Source organism: Flavobacterium sp. MEB061, assembly GCF_000834715.1.
Taxonomy (GTDB): Bacteria; Bacteroidota; Bacteroidia; order Flavobacteriales; family Flavobacteriaceae; genus Flavobacterium; species Flavobacterium pectinovorum.
The window spans coordinates 41,397-57,514 of sequence record NZ_JXQR01000016.1; the positions used below are offsets into that span (position 1 = coordinate 41,397).

Consider the following 16,118-nt stretch of genomic DNA (forward strand, 5'->3'; position numbering starts at 1 on the left):
TCACTTAGAATCTTAGAACCTTATGGAAATAACACTTTCAGAAACCAAAGAAATCAACATTGAAGACATTCTGATTTTATACAAAGTCAACGAATGGAGTTCTGCCAATAAACCAAATGAATTATACAATGCACTTACAAATTCAGAAACCTTAATTACGGCTTGGGAAGGAAAAAAATTAGTTGGACTTGGGAATGCAATTTCTGATGGATTTTTAACGGTTTATTATCCGCATTTATTGGTGCTACCGGAGTATCAGGGAAAAGGGATTGGAAAAATGATTGTAGATAAAATGCAGGAGAAATACAGTCACTTTCACATGCAAATGCTAACCGCCGACGGAAAAGCAGTTGACTTCTATAAAAAAAACGGATTCGAAAGAGCCGGAAAAACAGAACCAATGTGGATTTATCAGGGAAATGAACATTGAAAAACAAGTAAACAGTCTCAGTTTAAAGTCTCAGTTTAAAAAACTTAGAACCTTAGTATCTTAGAATCTTAGCAACTTAAAAAAAAATGAAAACTATATTAAATAAATTAATCAATCACGAAGTGCTTTCTAAAAAAGAAGCAAAAGAGGTTTTGATTAATATTTCAAGCGGAAGTTATAATCCAAGTCAGATTTCTGCATTTTTGACCGTATTTATGATGCGAAGCATTACGATTGATGAGCTTTCGGGTTTTCGTGAAGCTTTGTTGGAATTATGTGTGCGCGTTGATTTATCAGCTTACAACACGATCGATTTATGCGGAACAGGCGGTGACGGAAAAGACACTTTCAATATCTCAACTTTAGCATCATTTATATCGGCAGGAGCCGGAATAAAAGTAGCAAAACATGGAAATTACGGAGTATCATCGATTTCAGGATCAAGCAACGTGATGGAAAAAATGGGAATTAAATTTAGTAATGATCCGTCGTTTTTAGAAAAATGTATCGACAAAGCCGGAATCTGCGTTTTGCATGCTCCCCTATTTCATCCAGCGATGAAAAATGTTGGACCAATCCGTAAAGAATTAGCTGTAAAAACGTTCTTCAATATGTTGGGACCAATGGTAAATCCGTCGTTTCCACAGAATCAATTGGTTGGTGTTTTCAATCTTGAATTAGCTAGAATGTATGCTTATTTATATCAAAATACCGATATCAATTTCACCATTTTACATTCGCTTGACGGATATGACGAAATCTCACTAACAGGACCAACCAAAACGATAACATCGCACATGGAAGGAATGTTAAAACCAGAAGATTTTGGGGTTAGACTTTTATCTCAAACCGAAATCGAAGGCGGAAAAACCATCGAAGAATCGGCAGAAATGTTCACTGACATCATTTCTGGAAAGGGAACTGAAGCACAGAATAATGTAGTTTTAGCAAATGCCGCAATGGCAATCGCAACGGTTACAAAATGTTCTCCGCTCGAAGGATTTGAATTAGCAAAAGAAAGTCTTTTCTCCGGAAAAGGATTAAAAGCGCTAAAAACGTTACAAGATTTAAGTAAATAAACAAACACAAATTTCACGAATTACCACAAATTAACTTTGCGTCTTTGTGACTTCGTGGCAAAACAACAACAATGAATATTTTAGATAAAATAATATTTGATAAACAACGAGAAGTCGTTCTAAAAAAATCGATTATTCCTGTTTCGCAATTGGAAAGTTCTGTGTTTTTTCGGAGAGAAACTATTTCTTTAAGTCAAAAATTGAGAACAAGTTCAACAGGAATTATTGCCGAACACAAACGTCGTTCGCCTTCAAAATCAGTAATCAATCATAGTTTTACGGTTGAAGAAGTTGTAAAAGGATATGAAAATGCAGGCGCTTGCGGAATTTCAGTTTTAACCGATGGAAAATATTTCGGCGGTTCTCTTGACGATTTACTTTTAGCAAGAGCGAGTGTAAATATTCCGCTTTTGCGAAAAGAATTTATTGTTGATGAATACCAAATTCTTGAAGCTAAAGCTTTTGGTGCCGATTTAATTTTACTGATTGCAGCCGTTTTAACTCGTGAAGAAATCAAATCATTATCTGAATTTGCAAAGAAATTAGGTTTAGAAGTTCTATTGGAAGTTCACAATCAGGAAGAATTAGAAAAATCGATTATGCCGAGTTTAGACATGATCGGCGTAAACAACAGAAACTTAAAAACATTCGAAGTAAGTCTTGATTTCAGCAAACAATTGGCATCGCAAATTCCAAATGATTTTGTAAAAGTATCCGAAAGTGGCATCTCATCAATCGAAGCCATCTCAGAATTAAGACCTTACGGTTACAACGGATTTTTAATTGGAGAAAACTTCATGAAAACCGATAACGCCGGACAAGCCGCAACAGAGTTTATTAAAAACTTGAGCATATAAAAAATAGCCACGAATTCACGAATTTATTTATTATCATTCGTGAATTCGTGGCGAAAAAAACTTTGTAAGCTTTGCATTTTTTAAGCGCAATCAAAATTTAAAAAAAACTTAGTGTCTTAGCGCCTTCGTGGCAAAAACAACAAAAAATGAAACTCAAAATATGCGGAATGAAATATCCAGAAAACATCCTTGAGGTAGGGGCTCTCCTACCCGATTATATGGGATTTATTTTCTGGGAGAAATCCGCGCGATACTTTAACGGAGAAATTCCGGAACTGATAGAAACGATCAAAAAAGTGGGTGTTTTTGTAAATCAGCCTCAAGAAGAAATTCTGGAAAAAGTTGCAAAATACAATTTACAAGCCGTTCAATTGCATGGACATGAATCTGTTGAATTTTTATCAGATTTAAAAAAGCAATTGCCAAAGAAAATCGAAATCATCAAAGTTTTTTCGGCAGATGAAAATTTTGATTTCGAAATTATAAAACCTTTCGAAGCTGTTTGTGATTACTTTATGTTTGACACAAAAGGAAAATTACCAGGCGGAAACGGAACCACTTTTGACTGGACGATATTAAAAAAATACAATTCGAAAAAGCCTTTCTTTTTGAGTGGCGGCATCGGAATTCAGGAATTAAAAGCCATAGAAGAAATTTCAAAAACAAATCTTCCTATTTATGCAGTCGATTTAAATAGTAAATTTGAAATCGAACCGGGGCTAAAAAACAAAAATCTATTTAGCAATTTCAAACGAAAATTTGATGTTGCCAACTTTTAAAATTTTAATAAAATGAATTTTAACGTTAACGAAAAAGGATATTACGGGGAATTTGGAGGAGCTTATATTCCTGAAATGCTGTATCCGAATGTAGAAGAATTACGCCAGAATTATTTAAAAATTACCAGCGAACTAGATTTTAAAGCAGAATTTGATCAATTGCTAAAAGATTACGTAGGACGCCCTAGTCCGCTTTATTTTGCGAAGCGTTTGTCTGAAAAATACAACACCAAAGTTTATCTAAAAAGAGAAGACTTAAATCATACCGGAGCACACAAAGTTAACAATACAATTGGGCAGATATTGGTTGCCAAACGTTTGGGTAAAAAACGTATTATTGCCGAAACCGGAGCTGGCCAGCATGGCGTTGCAACGGCAACAGTTTGTGCTTTAATGGGCTTGCAATGCATCGTGTATATGGGCGAAATTGACATTGCGCGTCAGGCACCAAACGTAGCTCGTATGAAAATGTTAGGCGCAGAAGTTCGTCCTGCACTTTCGGGTTCAAGAACGTTGAAAGATGCTACAAACGAAGCGATTCGCGACTGGATTAACAATCCGGTTGATACACATTATATTATCGGATCTGCGATTGGGCCTCATCCTTACCCAGATATGGTGACACGTTTTCAAAGTGTAATTTCCGAAGAAATAAAATGGCAGTTAAAAGAAAAAGAAGGAAGAGAAAATCCTGATTATGTTGTCGCTTGTATTGGTGGCGGAAGTAACGCTGCCGGAACTTATTACCACTTTCTGCATGAGCCGGAAGTTGGAATCATAGCAGTCGAAGCTGCCGGAAAAGGTGTCGACAGCGGTCATAGCGCGGCAACTAGTAAATTAGGAAAAGTGGGCGTTATTCACGGTTGTAAAACCCTTTTAATGCAAACTCCCGATGGACAAATTACGGAGCCTTATTCAATTTCTGCAGGGTTGGATTATCCCGGAGTTGGTCCAATGCATGCACATTTGGCACAAACGGGACGTGGAGAATTTTTCTCGGTGACCGATGATGATGCGATGAATGCAGGTTTACAATTAACTAAATTAGAAGGAATTATTCCGGCAATCGAGAGCGCGCATGCATTTGCCGTTTTAGATCAAAAGAAATTTAAACCAACAGATGTTGTAGTTATAAGTCTTTCTGGTCGAGGCGATAAAGATTTAGACAATTATATTGATTATTTTAAATTATAACAGAATAGTAATTTGGGCGTTCCCTTCGGTCGGGCTATCCGCTATATCTTTTTTATGGCAGAAAAAGCCATAAAAAAGGATATCGCTCCTATCCCTAACGCAAACAAAAAACGAGAAAAATCATAATTATGGAAAAGTTATTCTCTTACGGAACATTAAGATCAAAAGAGATTCAAAGGCAAGTTTTTAATAGAATCCTGACCGGATCAGCAGATCAGCTTTTGGATCACAAACTAAAAAGCCTTCAAATAGAAGAAGAATTTGGAATGGCAGACTATGTTGTTGTAGTGCCAAGTACAGATCCTTCAGATATTATACACGGTGTAGTTTTCGATGTTTCTAGCGCAGAGTTAGCGAAAGCTGATATATTTGAATCTAATGCTTATAAAAGAGTTCAGGTTAAATTGAAGTCTGGAACAGAAGCCTGGATTTATATAGAAAATTAATTAAAGTAGTAATGATTCTAGCAGCAGCACAAACAAAACCAACACGAGGAAATATTGACGCTAATTTATTAGATCATTATCAATTTATAGAATTGGCGGTTCAGAATGGAGCACAATTAATCGCATTTCCTGAAATGTCTATCACGGGTTATGAAAGAGAAAATGCTTTGGAATTAGCTTTCAAAAAAGACGATTCCCGATTGAATCATTTAAAAAAACTGGCTGTTGAAAACAAGATTATTATTATTGCAGGCGCGCCAGTTCAAATAGAATCTCAATTGTTTATTGGAGAATTTGTTATTTCTTCGGATAATTCAGTTGCAGTTTATACGAAACAGTTTTTGCATGAAGGCGAAGATGAATTTTTTCAATCTTCTTTTAATTATAATCCGATGATTACGATTGAGAATAAAAATATTTCGTTTGCAATTTGTGCCGATATTGATAATCCGCTTCATCCTGAAAATGCCTGTAAAAGAGAAACTGATATTTATGTAGCCAGTATTTTCTTTACTCCAAACGGTATTCCGAATGCCTATCGAGATTTGCAAAGTTATGCCCAAAAACACAAAATGAATGTTTTGATGTCTAATTTTAGCGGAGAATCATGGGGTTATCCTTCGGCAGGGCAAAGCGCTTTTTGGAATAACAAAGGAGAATTGGTTGGGCAAATGAATGATTCAGATTCTGGATTATTATTGGTAGAAAACAAAAATGACGATTGGAAAAGTCGGGTTGTTGTCAATTAACAAAGGTTCCTGCAAGGTTTACAAAACCTTGTAGGTATGCAGAATAGGAAACAAAAAACACCTACAAGGTTTTGTAAACCTTGCAGGAGAAAAAATAAATACTAAGTAATATACCTAACAGATTTTAAAAGCCTGTTAGGAGAAAAAAAATAAACGAAATGAACAGAATAACTCAAAAATTACAAGAAGATAAAAAAATACTTTCTATTTATTTTTCTGCCGGGTATCCTAACTTAAATGATACAGTTCAGATTATTCAGGATTTAGAAAAAAATGGTGTTGACTTAATCGAAATCGGTTTACCTTTTAGCGATCCTTTGGCAGATGGACCAACAATTCAGGCGAGTTCTACAACGGCGCTTCATAACGGAATGACAACTCAAATTCTTTTTGATCAGCTGAAAAATATCCGCGAAAGCGTAAAAATTCCGTTGATTATTATGGGTTATTTTAATCCGATGCTGCAATACGGAGTCGAAGCTTTTTGTAAAAAATGTGCTGAAATTGGTATCGACGGTTTAATTATTCCGGATTTACCGGTTGATGTTTATGCTGATGAATACAAAGCTATTTTTGAAAAATACGGATTAATTAATGTGTTTTTGATTACTCCACAAACTTCAGACGAACGTATTCGTTTTATAGACAGCGTTTCAAACGGATTTATTTATATGGTAAGTTCTGCAAGTGTTACAGGTTCTCAATCTGGTTTTGGAAATGTTCAGGAAGATTATTTCGAAAGAATTTCAAATATGAATTTGAAAAACCCTCAAATTATTGGTTTCGGAATTTCAAATAAGGAAACCTTTAATCAGGCAACTAAATTTGCAAAAGGTGCCATAATTGGAAGTGCTTTTATTAAACATTTAAGTGAAAGCGGTTCTGGAAAAATTAAGGAATTTGTTGGGGGAATTAGATAATTAAATTCAAAATAAAAGTTTAGTTTGTCATTCCGAGGAACGAGGAATCCCCGCAAGTAGCTCGACAAAGATTGAGTCTTTTGATTGTGGAGTTACTTGCGGGGATTCCTCGTTCCTCGGAATGACAAGATTGCGAAAATTCAAGCTGAAATATACATTTCAGCTTTTTTTATGCTCAAAAACAACTACACCGTTTTATGTTAATATTATGTTAAACAAAAATTAAACGATCGTTTAATTTAAACACTTGTTTAATTTTGTACCCGAATAGAAACAATACCATGTCACACATCGAATTAAACGATAAAAAAATTCAGATTCTGGAGGTTGCTGAAAAGCTTTTTTCTGAGAAAGGATTTGAGGGTACATCGATACGAGATATTTCCAAACATGCAAAAATTAACATTGCAATGGTATCGTATTATTTTGGCTCAAAAGAAAGGCTGCTGGAAGCTTTGATTCTTTACAAAACTTCTGATTTAAAATTACAACTCGAAAATTTATTACAAGAAAATCTCGAACCGATTGATAAAGTCAATAAATTAATCGAAATTTACATTAATAGAATAAGTTGTAACAAAGGGATTTTCAGGGTTTTACATTTTGAACTCAACTCCGAAAAACGAGAAAGAAGCATGATCGCTTTTACTGAATTAAAAAAAGGAAATTTAAAATCGGTAGAAACTATTATCGCACAAGGCCAGGCCAAAGGCGTTTTCAGAAAAGATATTATAATTCCGCTTCTTACACCGACCATAATCGGAACCTTTTTTCATTTCCACATGAATAAATCATTTTTTGTGGAATTACTGAATTTAAACACCGAGGAAATGTATAACAATTACATTAAAACCAGTCTTACTAAGCACATTCAACAAACTATAAAAGCTCTACTTGTTTATGAAAATTAATCAATTAATGCTCTTTGGTATTTTCTTCATCGGAATTTCATCAATAGAAGCACAAGAAAAAACAAGTTTAACCTTGGACGAAGCCGTTAAAATGGCTTGGGAAAAAAGTAACGAAGTTACGCTTGCCAACACTAAGGTAAACACAAAAAAGTACGAATTACAAACGGTTAAGAATAACCAATATCCTGATTTAAAAATATCCGGTCAATATCAGCGTCTTACAAAGGCTTCGATTGACATGCCAAATCAAGGTGAGAGCGCTTCTTTAGCTTCTCCGGATCGCGCAATGATAGGAATGGCAAATTTAAGCTTGCCACTTTTTGCAGGATTTAAAATTCAAAGTAATATTGATGCATACGAAAGCTTGTATCAAGCTGAAAGCGTTAATGCCATTAAAACAAAAGAGGATGTTGCTTTAACAGTAATCACTTATTATACTGCATTATACAAGGCACAAAAAACGCTGGATGTTTTAAATGAAAATCAAAAAAGCGCCAAACAACGTGTTACTGATTTTACAGAACTGGAAAAAAACGGAATTATTCCAAGAAATGATTTATTGAAAGCACAATTATTGGTTTCTAAAACACAATTATCTATTGATGAAGCTAATAATAATATCAATAACATTAATTTTTATTTAACGACAATCCTTAAATTAGATCCGTCTGTAAAAATTCAGGTTAACGAAGATGATTTCTTTAATTTAAAGACAACCAACGCACCAACATCTGATGCTTTGGCTCTTGAAAACAGAAAAGATTTAGAGGCTATTCGCTTGCAGCAAAAAGCTTCTGAAGCCAACATTAAAATAGCAAAATCCGGGTACTATCCAACTATTTCGTTACTTGGCGGTTACACTGCGTTAGATCTTAAAGATATAATTACTGTAAAATATGCGATGAATTTTGGTTTAGGTTTATCTTATGATTTATCTGGTATCCTTAAAAACAGCGCGCATGTAAAACAAGCTGAAAGCAAAGCACTTGAAGTAAAAAATACTGAAGCTATTATGACAGACCTTATTAAGGTTGAAGTTCAAAAATCTATTGAAGATTATGACTTGGCTATTAATCAAAGTGTTGTTTATGATGAAGCGCTTCAACAATCAGTTGAAAATTACAGACTTGTAAAAGATAAATTTGACAATGGTCTTGCTGATACCAACGATTTGGTTGAAGCCGATGTTGAACAATTAAGCGCTAAAATAAATACGGCGGTATCTAAAGCAACTATAATTCAAAAATATTACGAATTACTTTCAGTATCAGGACAATTATCACAATCATTCAATCTTTCTAAAATATAATCGATAGCTCTCATGGAAAAGAAAAAAACAAATACTAAATTCATCATTATACTAACCGTATTGATTTTAGTGGGCGGAACTTACGGAATAACAAAATACATGCATTCATTAGCACACGAAGAAACGGATGATGCTCAGATCGAGAAAAAAATGAATCCGATTATCCCGAGAGTTTCAGGATATATCAGCAAAGTGTATGTAAAAGATAATGATTTTGTAAAAAAAGGAGATACTTTATTTACTATCGATAAAAGAGATTACCAATTGAAGATTGATGAAGCAAATGCTGCTTTATTAGGTGCTGAAGGACAATACGAAGCTGCAAAAGCAGATATTGGAAGTGCTTACGCAAGCATCTCAGTTTCTGATGCACAAATGAGATCTGCAGGTGGTTCTATAGAAAGTGCAAAAATCAGATTGAGACAATTGACAAACGATTTCAACCGTTATAACAATTTGTATAAAACGCATACCATTACAAAACAACAATTTGAACAAGCTCAGGCTGCAAAAGACGAAGCTGAAAACCAAGTTCGAGTTTTAGAACAACAACAAAGAGCATCTTCTTACCAAAAATCTGTAATTCAGTCAAAATCTAAAGTTTCAGATAAACAAACAGAAGTTGCATCGGCAAACATCAAAAGAGCTAAAACTATGCTTGATGTTGCAAAATTAAATCTTACTTATACTGTTGTAACTGCAGCAATTGACGGTCAGGTTTCTAAAGTAGATATTCAGCCGGGACAATTGGTTCAGCCGGGGCAATCTTTATTTTATATCATTAATAATACTGAAGCCTGGGTTGTAGCTAATTTCAAAGAAACACAATTAAACAAAATGGTTGTGGGCCAAAAAGTAAGTTTAAAAGTAGATGCATATCCAAATTATGAATTCAAAGGTACTTTAACATCATTTTCTCCTGCTACAGGATCACGTTTTTCTTTATTACCTCCTGATAACGCAACAGGTAACTTCGTAAAAACAATTCAGAGATTACCGGTAAAAATTAGTTTAGACGAATCAAATGATCCGGAAAAAGTAAAATTATTACGTCCGGGAATGAATGTTGACGTAGACGTACATTTAAAATAAAATATGGCAACAGCAGTACAAGCAGACGACGATTTAGTAGAATACGGATACAGACGTGTGATCATTACGATTACTGCAGTACTTTGTGCACTGTTGGAAATTGTTGACACGACGATTGTAAACGTAGCGCTAACAGACATGCGAGGCAGCCTTGGTGCTACTTTGACAGATGTGGCTTGGGTAATTACGGCATACGCAATTGCGAATGTTATCGTAATACCGATGACGAGTTGGCTATCGCAGCAATTTGGAAGACGTAATTATTTTGTGGCTTCTATCATAATATTTACAGTCTGCTCTTTTTTGTGTGGTAACGCCAGTAATATTTGGGAATTGGTTGCTTTCAGGTTTGTACAAGGTATGGGTGGTGGAGCTTTATTGGTAACAGCCCAAACTATTATTACAGAAAGTTATCCGGTTGCAAAACGTGGTATGGCGCAGGCTATTTACGGAATGGGTGTAATTGTTGGTCCAACATTAGGACCGCCTTTGGGAGGTTATTTAGTAGATAATTATTCCTGGCCTTATATATTTTACATCAATATTCCATTAGGAATTATAGCAACTATTTTGGCTTTGACTTTTGTTAGAAGTCCGAAATATGGAGAAAAATTAAAAGCAAATCAGGTTGACTGGTGGGGAATTATATTGTTAGCTTCGTTCATTGGATCTTTACAATTTGTATTAGAACACGGGCAACAAGACGATTGGTTTAACGATTCGTTAATTGTAACCTTAAGCGTTGTAACAGTTCTTGGTTTAATCTTGTTTATATGGCGAGAACTTACTTATAAACATCCGATTGTAAATTTGAGTGTTTTAAAAGATGGAAATTTAAGAATTGGAACCGTAATGTGTTTTATTCTTGGTTTCGGATTATATGGTTCGACTTTAATTATCCCGATTTATACGCAATCTATTTTAGGATGGACAGCGACAGATGCAGGATTATTATTGATTCCGGGTTCGATTACAACCGCCATTATGATGCCATTTGTTGGAAACATGATTCAGAAAGGTGTACCTCAGGGTTATATGGTTGGAGTAGGATTTTTAGTTTTCTTCTTCTTTACCTTTATGATGCAGACAAGAATGACACCTGATACTGGTGTAGAACATATGTATTGGCCTTTAATTTTAAGAGGAATTGGTTTAGGATTACTTTTTGTACCCATTACAACGCTTTCACTTTCTACACTAAAGGGAAAACATATTGGTGAAGGAGCTGCTTTTACCGGAATGATGCGTCAATTAGGAGGATCATTTGGTATTGCGATTATTACCACTTTTATTACCCGTTTTAGCCAGGAACACAGAGTAAATTTGCTGACAAATTTAGATCCTGCAGATTATCAGGTTCAACAACGTATTTTAGGAATGCAAAGATCTTTTGAAGCTAAAGGCTATAGTGCTGACGTAGCGCTTAAAAAGGCATACCAGGCTCTAGAATTTTCAGTAATGAAACAAAGTACAGTTATGTCATACATGGATATATTTATGTACTTAGGAATCATGTTTTTATGTTGTATACCGATTATCCTTTTAATTAAAAAAGGAAAGAACAAGATTAATCCTGCTGATGCAATGCATTAATAATAATTATAATAATTGATTTATAATACGAAAACGCCGGCCTATTAATTTAGTCCGGCGTTTTTTATTTTTATAAATGATCAATATTTTTGAAGGGATTAAAATCCCTACCTACAATATGTTCCGAGTCTCCGACTCTCTACTAATTAGCAACTTGGTTCCTTATCTGCTCTCCAAAAAAAAACCTCTGAACCTTTGTCACTTTGAACCTTTGTACCTTTGTACCTTTAAAAAAAACTATCTTGTAAAAACCAAATGATCTCCTTTTGAAAGATTGGCATCAAAACCATATCCATCATAATTGAAACCCTTTAAATCTTCAATAGTTTCTGCATTGGTGTCGATAATATAACGTACCATCATTCCCCTCGCCTTTTTGGCAAAGAAGCTGATCATCTTCAATTTTCCGTCTTTATAATCTTTAAAATCGGGCGTAATTATTGGAACTTTTAGTGCCTTAACATCAACTGCCGAAAAATATTCATTACTCGCTAAATTCACGAATAATTCTCCTTTTTTTAATTCTTTATTTAAAGCCGCAGTAACTGTTGGTTTCCAAAATTCATGAAGATTTTTATATTCGCCAACGGGTAATTTTGTTCCCATTTCTAAACGGTAGGCCTGCATTAAATCAAGTGGTTTTAAGATTCCGTAAAGTCCTGATAATATTCGAAGTTTATTCTGCAAAACATCAATTTTATCTAACGGAATGGTATAAGCATCTAAACCTGTATAAACATCTCCATCAAATGTATAAACTGCCGGACGGGCATTTTCTGGAAAAAAAGGAGTTTTCCATTTTTGATTTCGTTCCCAGTTTAAATCAGATAATTTCTCTGAAATTGACATTAGTTCAGATAATTCAGCAGGTTTCTTTGGTTTTAATACTTTATGGACCTGACGTGCTTCTTTTAAAAAAGCGGGTTCTGTATATTGAGAAGTAGGTAATTCTTTTTCAAAATTTAAAGATTTAGCCGGCGATATAACAATTTTCATTTGTGCGATTTTATAAAATCAAAAATACAAATTGAAATTTTAAAAATAAGAGATAAATATTGATTTGTTCAATAGTCCTATAAGCACAATTACGCTACTATTTTTTTGCCACGAATTACACTAATTTTCACCAATTCTTTTTTTGAATTCCAATGTGATTCGTGGAAATTCGTGAAATTCGTGGCAACCTTTTTCTAATACACTAAATTCTAAACGTCAAATTGTGAATTTCTATAAAAAAGTGGCCTTTACATTATAATAGGCATTTTCTATGTTGTAAATTTGCAGACCTTTCATCTCTTCAAGAATAGAAATGTAATATTAAAAATTACTGAATTCGTGGCTATACAAACAAATTATAAAACAGCTTTACAACATAAAATCTTCGAAGTTATTTCGAAAGCATCTCAGGAACTCAACGTTGACAGTTATGTTATTGGCGGTTTTGTCAGGGATTTGCTTTTAAATCGAGGTTCTAAAAAAGACATTGATGTGGTTGCTGTTGGCAGCGGAATTGAATTGGCTTTGAAGGTTTCTGAATTGCTTCCAAAAAAACCAAAAGTTCAGGTTTTTAAAACTTATGGAACGGCAATGCTCCGATTTGAAGACACTGATATTGAATTTGTTGGCGCCCGAAAAGAATCTTATAATTTTGATAGCCGAAATCCGATTGTTGAAAACGGAACGTTGGAAGATGATCAAAATCGTCGTGATTTTACCATTAACGCTTTGGCTTTATCTTTAAACGAAAAAACTTACGGAGATCTTTCTGATCCTTTTAATGGTTTGGCTGATTTACAGAATAAAACAATCAAAACACCTTTAAACCCAGATATTACTTATTCTGATGATCCGTTGCGAATGCTTCGGGCGATTCGTTTTGCAACACAGTTAAATTTCGAAATTGAAGAAAATTCATTGAATGCGATTACGAAAAATGCAGATCGTATTAAAATTATTTCCGGTGAAAGAATTGTTGATGAATTAAACAAAATTCTATCGACGCCAAAACCGTCAATTGGATTTTTACTTTTATACAAAACCGGACTTTTAGATATTATTCTTCCTGAACTAACTGCATTAAATCAGGTTGAAGAAATTGAAGGTCATACACATAAAAACAATTTTTATCACACTTTAGAAGTTGTCGATAATATTTGCCCAAATACAGATGATGTATGGTTGCGCTGGTCGGCATTATTGCATGATATTGGGAAAGCGCCAACAAAGCGTTTCAATAAAAAACAAGGATGGACTTTTCACGGACATGAATTTTTGGGTGGAAAAATGGCTAAGAAAATCTTTGAACGCCTTCATATGCCTTTAAATCACAAAATGAAATTTGTGCAAAAAATGGTTATTATGAGTTCTCGCCCGATTGTTTTGGCGCAGGATATTGTAACAGACAGCGCAGTGCGTCGTTTGGTCTTTGATGCGGGAGAAGATGTTGAAGATTTAATGACATTGTGCGAAGCGGATATAACAACTAAAAACCCATCGAAGTTTAAAAAATACCATAAAAACTTTGAAATTGTTCGCAAGAAAATTGTTGAAGTGGAAGAACGCGATCATGTACGTAATTTTCAACCGCCAATTTCCGGTGAAGAAATTATGGAAATATTCGATTTGAAACCTTCACGCGAAATCGGAGTATTAAAAGAAGCCGTAAAAGAAGCCATTTTAGAAGGTGATATTCCAAATGAATATCAAGCGGCTTATGATTTTGTAATTAAAAGAGCAGAAAAATTAGGCTTAAAAAAAGTAGAGAAATAAGTATTTTTTAATAAAAATGAAAAAAGAAAATAAATCAGTAATCATTTGGTTACTATCGGGATGTGTTTTATTGTTTTTAATGGTTGTCGTGGGAGGAATTACCCGCTTAACAAATTCAGGTTTATCAATGACCGACTGGCATTTGGTAACCGATACTTTCCCGCCGTTGACAGATGCAAAATGGAATGAAGCTTTTGAACAATACAAGAAATTTCCAGAGTATCAAAAAATCAATATTCACAACGATTTTCAATTAGCAGATTATAAATTTATTTATTTCTGGGAATGGTTTCACCGTTTTATCGGAAGAATTATTGGGCTTGTTTTCTTTGTACCTTTTGTTTATTTCTTAATTAGAAAAAAGCTGGATCGCGAAACTATTAAAAAATGTATCGTTCTTTTGGCGATGGGTGGTTTCCAGGGCTTTTTAGGATGGTTTATGGTTCGCAGCGGATTAATTGACAATCCGGATGTTAGTCATTTTAGACTTTCATTACACCTTACTTTTGCGTTTATCACTTTTGCTTATACTTTATGGGTTGCATTAGATTTGATTTATCCTAAGCGTGACATTAATAAAATAATCCCACTTCGAAATATTGCCAGATATGCCTTGGTTGCTTTGTTAATTCAAATTATTTATGGCGGTTTTGTTGCAGGATTAAATGCCGGGTTAATTCACAATCACTGGCCTTTAATGAGTGATGGACAATTTATACACGATTCTGTTTTTATTGAACAATCGACTTTGGTAAAAAATTTAATTGAAGGTAAAAGCGGTGTTCAGTTTGTACACAGAACTTTTGCTTATGTTGTTGTTGCTCTGATTCTTTTTCTTGCTTACAAAAGCAGTAAATTTTCACTTAGTCAAACGCAAAAAAGCGGAATTAAAACTTTAGTAGTTTTCGTTTTTATTCAATTTTTACTTGGGGTATTTACACTTTTATATAGTGTACCATTGGCATTAGGATTAATTCATCAAATTATGGCATTTTTCCTTTTAAGTGCTATGACATTTACGTTACACAGATTGAGTAAATAATAAATTTAAAAACACAAAAAAATCCTTCAAATGAAGGATTTTTTTGTGTTTTTGATTTGCTGAATTCTATATTTTAAACCGGATTGAAATCCGGTCCTACAAAATAGATCGAGCCGATGGCTCTTTACTATTAAGATGAATTCCGTAGGAATGCTTTATATTGTTATTTATGAATTAATTTACCCTAACCAATTCTTGAAATCTCCCACTTTTTCGCGGCTTACAATAACCTCATCTTCTTTGTAAGTTGGTAATATTACTTTTAGTCGGGAATTGGTGTATACCTGAATTTCTTTGATTGCAGGAAGCGGAACAATAAATTTTCTGCTTACGCGAAAAAAATTCTTCATATCTAATTCCTGCTCTAAAATTTCTAAGGTCGAATCGACTAAATAGTTGCGATTGTCGAAAGTATGAATGTAAGTTCCTTTGTTTTCACTAAAAAAACATTCTATTTCATCTGTGGTAATTACTTTTAAATGCTGACCGATTTTAACTGTAAATCGCTTTTTAAAACTCTTTTCAAAAGGATTAGACAACATTTGGCGTATTTGCTCAAAATCCAGCTGAAGATTTTTGGGTTCGGATTCTATTTTAGGCAAACGCATTTTAAATTTAGCAACCGCAACGTCAAGATCATCTTCGTCAATGGGTTTTAAAAGATAATCAATGCTGTTGAGTTTAAATGCTTTTAAGGCATATTCATCATAAGCAGTTGTAAAAATGATAGCACTTTTAATCTCTACTTTTTCAAAAATTTCAAACGACAAACCATCTGACAATTGAATATCCAGAAAAATCAAATCCGGATGCTCGTTATTGGAAAACCAGTTAACTGATTCTTCTACAGAATGCAGCATGGTTTCTACAGCGATATTTAGCTTTTCTAACTTTCGTTGCAATAACCTTGCAGCCGGTTTTTCGTCTTCTATTATTAGTGTTGTCATT

The 16,118-nt window shown here is 34.1% G+C and carries 16 protein-coding genes; 14 read left to right on the plus strand and 2 right to left on the minus strand.

The window, feature by feature from the left end; all coding sequences use genetic code 11:
* Positions 1-22: 22 nt before the first annotated feature.
* The 12 genes from RT99_RS10175 to RT99_RS10230 all read left to right on the plus strand — a co-directional run bounded on the left by RT99_RS10175 (position 23) and on the right by RT99_RS10230 (position 11,359).
* Positions 23-430, plus strand: a complete 408-nt coding sequence (locus RT99_RS10175; RefSeq protein ID WP_042564645.1) for a GNAT family N-acetyltransferase — start codon at positions 23-25, stop codon at positions 428-430.
* A gap of 86 nt (positions 431-516) precedes the next feature.
* A complete protein-coding gene (gene trpD, locus RT99_RS10180; RefSeq protein WP_042564646.1) occupies positions 517-1,509 on the plus strand; it encodes an anthranilate phosphoribosyltransferase in 993 nt (330 codons plus the stop codon).
* A gap of 71 nt (positions 1,510-1,580) precedes the next feature.
* The gene (trpC, locus tag RT99_RS10185; protein ID WP_042564647.1) at positions 1,581-2,366 is read left to right on the plus strand and encodes an indole-3-glycerol phosphate synthase TrpC; all 786 of its coding nucleotides are present in this window, start codon (positions 1,581-1,583) and stop codon (positions 2,364-2,366) included.
* Between the two features lie 146 nt (positions 2,367-2,512).
* Positions 2,513-3,145, plus strand: coding sequence for a phosphoribosylanthranilate isomerase (locus tag RT99_RS10190; protein WP_042564648.1), 633 nt, complete (start codon positions 2,513-2,515; stop codon positions 3,143-3,145).
* Positions 3,146-3,157: 12 nt separating this feature from the next.
* On the plus strand, positions 3,158-4,339 hold the full coding sequence (gene trpB / locus RT99_RS10195) for a tryptophan synthase subunit beta (protein WP_042564649.1): 1,182 nt from the start codon (positions 3,158-3,160) through the stop codon (positions 4,337-4,339).
* A 128-nt stretch (positions 4,340-4,467) separates the two neighbouring features.
* Entirely contained in the window at positions 4,468-4,785 is a 318-nt protein-coding gene (locus tag RT99_RS10200) for a gamma-glutamylcyclotransferase family protein (RefSeq protein WP_042564650.1), read from the plus strand.
* A gap of 11 nt (positions 4,786-4,796) precedes the next feature.
* Positions 4,797-5,534 carry a carbon-nitrogen hydrolase family protein gene (locus tag RT99_RS10205; RefSeq protein WP_042564651.1) on the plus strand — a complete coding sequence of 246 codons (738 nt, stop codon included), beginning with the start codon at positions 4,797-4,799 and terminating at the stop codon, positions 5,532-5,534.
* Positions 5,535-5,692: 158 nt separating this feature from the next.
* The gene (gene trpA / locus RT99_RS10210; RefSeq protein WP_042564652.1) at positions 5,693-6,454 is read left to right on the plus strand and encodes a tryptophan synthase subunit alpha; all 762 of its coding nucleotides are present in this window, start codon (positions 5,693-5,695) and stop codon (positions 6,452-6,454) included.
* Positions 6,455-6,735: 281 nt separating this feature from the next.
* Positions 6,736-7,365 carry a TetR/AcrR family transcriptional regulator gene (locus RT99_RS10215; RefSeq protein ID WP_042564653.1) on the plus strand — a complete coding sequence of 210 codons (630 nt, stop codon included), beginning with the start codon at positions 6,736-6,738 and terminating at the stop codon, positions 7,363-7,365.
* Entirely contained in the window at positions 7,355-8,674 is a 1,320-nt protein-coding gene (locus tag RT99_RS10220) for a TolC family protein (protein ID WP_042564654.1), read from the plus strand. Before RT99_RS10215 ends, RT99_RS10220 begins: the two co-directional genes overlap by 11 nt.
* A 12-nt stretch (positions 8,675-8,686) precedes the next feature.
* Positions 8,687-9,766, plus strand: a complete 1,080-nt coding sequence (locus RT99_RS10225; RefSeq protein WP_042564655.1) for an HlyD family secretion protein — start codon at positions 8,687-8,689, stop codon at positions 9,764-9,766.
* Between the two features lie 3 nt (positions 9,767-9,769).
* A complete protein-coding gene (locus RT99_RS10230) occupies positions 9,770-11,359 on the plus strand; it encodes an MDR family MFS transporter (RefSeq protein WP_042564656.1) in 1,590 nt (529 codons plus the stop codon).
* Between the two features lie 237 nt (positions 11,360-11,596).
* Here RT99_RS10230 and yaaA read toward each other — a convergent pair whose 3' ends face one another.
* On the minus strand, positions 11,597-12,355 hold the full coding sequence (yaaA, locus tag RT99_RS10235; protein ID WP_042564657.1) for a peroxide stress protein YaaA: 759 nt from the start codon (positions 12,353-12,355) through the stop codon (positions 11,597-11,599).
* Between the two features lie 339 nt (positions 12,356-12,694).
* Here yaaA and RT99_RS10240 point away from each other — a divergent pair, with 339 nt between their 5' ends.
* Together RT99_RS10240 and RT99_RS10245 are read left to right on the plus strand one after the other, a co-directional pair.
* On the plus strand, positions 12,695-14,128 hold the full coding sequence (locus tag RT99_RS10240; RefSeq protein WP_042564695.1) for a CCA tRNA nucleotidyltransferase: 1,434 nt from the start codon (positions 12,695-12,697) through the stop codon (positions 14,126-14,128).
* Between the two features lie 16 nt (positions 14,129-14,144).
* Positions 14,145-15,170 carry a COX15/CtaA family protein gene (locus RT99_RS10245; protein WP_042564658.1) on the plus strand — a complete coding sequence of 342 codons (1,026 nt, stop codon included), beginning with the start codon at positions 14,145-14,147 and terminating at the stop codon, positions 15,168-15,170.
* A 179-nt stretch (positions 15,171-15,349) separates the two neighbouring features.
* Here RT99_RS10245 and RT99_RS10250 read toward each other — a convergent pair whose 3' ends face one another.
* Entirely contained in the window at positions 15,350-16,117 is a 768-nt protein-coding gene (locus RT99_RS10250) for a LytTR family DNA-binding domain-containing protein (RefSeq protein ID WP_042564659.1), read from the minus strand.
* Position 16,118 lies beyond the last annotated feature (1 nt).

What these genes read in the sequence shown, in the direction of transcription:
- RT99_RS10175 (WP_042564645.1), top strand. Translation starts at nt 23, where the DNA reads ATGGAAATAACACTTTCAGAAACCAAAGAAATCAACATTGAAGACATT.
- trpD (WP_042564646.1), top strand. Translation starts at nt 517, where the DNA reads ATGAAAACTATATTAAATAAATTAATCAATCACGAAGTGCTTTCTAAA.
- trpC (WP_042564647.1), top strand. Translation starts at nt 1,581, where the DNA reads ATGAATATTTTAGATAAAATAATATTTGATAAACAACGAGAAGTCGTT.
- RT99_RS10190 (WP_042564648.1), top strand. Translation starts at nt 2,513, where the DNA reads ATGAAACTCAAAATATGCGGAATGAAATATCCAGAAAACATCCTTGAG.
- trpB (WP_042564649.1), top strand. Translation starts at nt 3,158, where the DNA reads ATGAATTTTAACGTTAACGAAAAAGGATATTACGGGGAATTTGGAGGA.
- RT99_RS10200 (WP_042564650.1), top strand. Translation starts at nt 4,468, where the DNA reads ATGGAAAAGTTATTCTCTTACGGAACATTAAGATCAAAAGAGATTCAA.
- RT99_RS10205 (WP_042564651.1), top strand. Translation starts at nt 4,797, where the DNA reads ATGATTCTAGCAGCAGCACAAACAAAACCAACACGAGGAAATATTGAC.
- trpA (WP_042564652.1), top strand. Translation starts at nt 5,693, where the DNA reads ATGAACAGAATAACTCAAAAATTACAAGAAGATAAAAAAATACTTTCT.
- RT99_RS10215 (WP_042564653.1), top strand. Translation starts at nt 6,736, where the DNA reads ATGTCACACATCGAATTAAACGATAAAAAAATTCAGATTCTGGAGGTT.
- RT99_RS10220 (WP_042564654.1), top strand. Translation starts at nt 7,355, where the DNA reads ATGAAAATTAATCAATTAATGCTCTTTGGTATTTTCTTCATCGGAATT.
- RT99_RS10225 (WP_042564655.1), top strand. Translation starts at nt 8,687, where the DNA reads ATGGAAAAGAAAAAAACAAATACTAAATTCATCATTATACTAACCGTA.
- RT99_RS10230 (WP_042564656.1), top strand. Translation starts at nt 9,770, where the DNA reads ATGGCAACAGCAGTACAAGCAGACGACGATTTAGTAGAATACGGATAC.
- yaaA (WP_042564657.1), bottom strand. Translation starts at nt 12,355, where the DNA reads ATGAAAATTGTTATATCGCCGGCTAAATCTTTAAATTTTGAAAAAGAA.
- RT99_RS10245 (WP_042564658.1), top strand. Translation starts at nt 14,145, where the DNA reads ATGAAAAAAGAAAATAAATCAGTAATCATTTGGTTACTATCGGGATGT.
- RT99_RS10250 (WP_042564659.1), bottom strand. Translation starts at nt 16,117, where the DNA reads ATGACAACACTAATAATAGAAGACGAAAAACCGGCTGCAAGGTTATTG.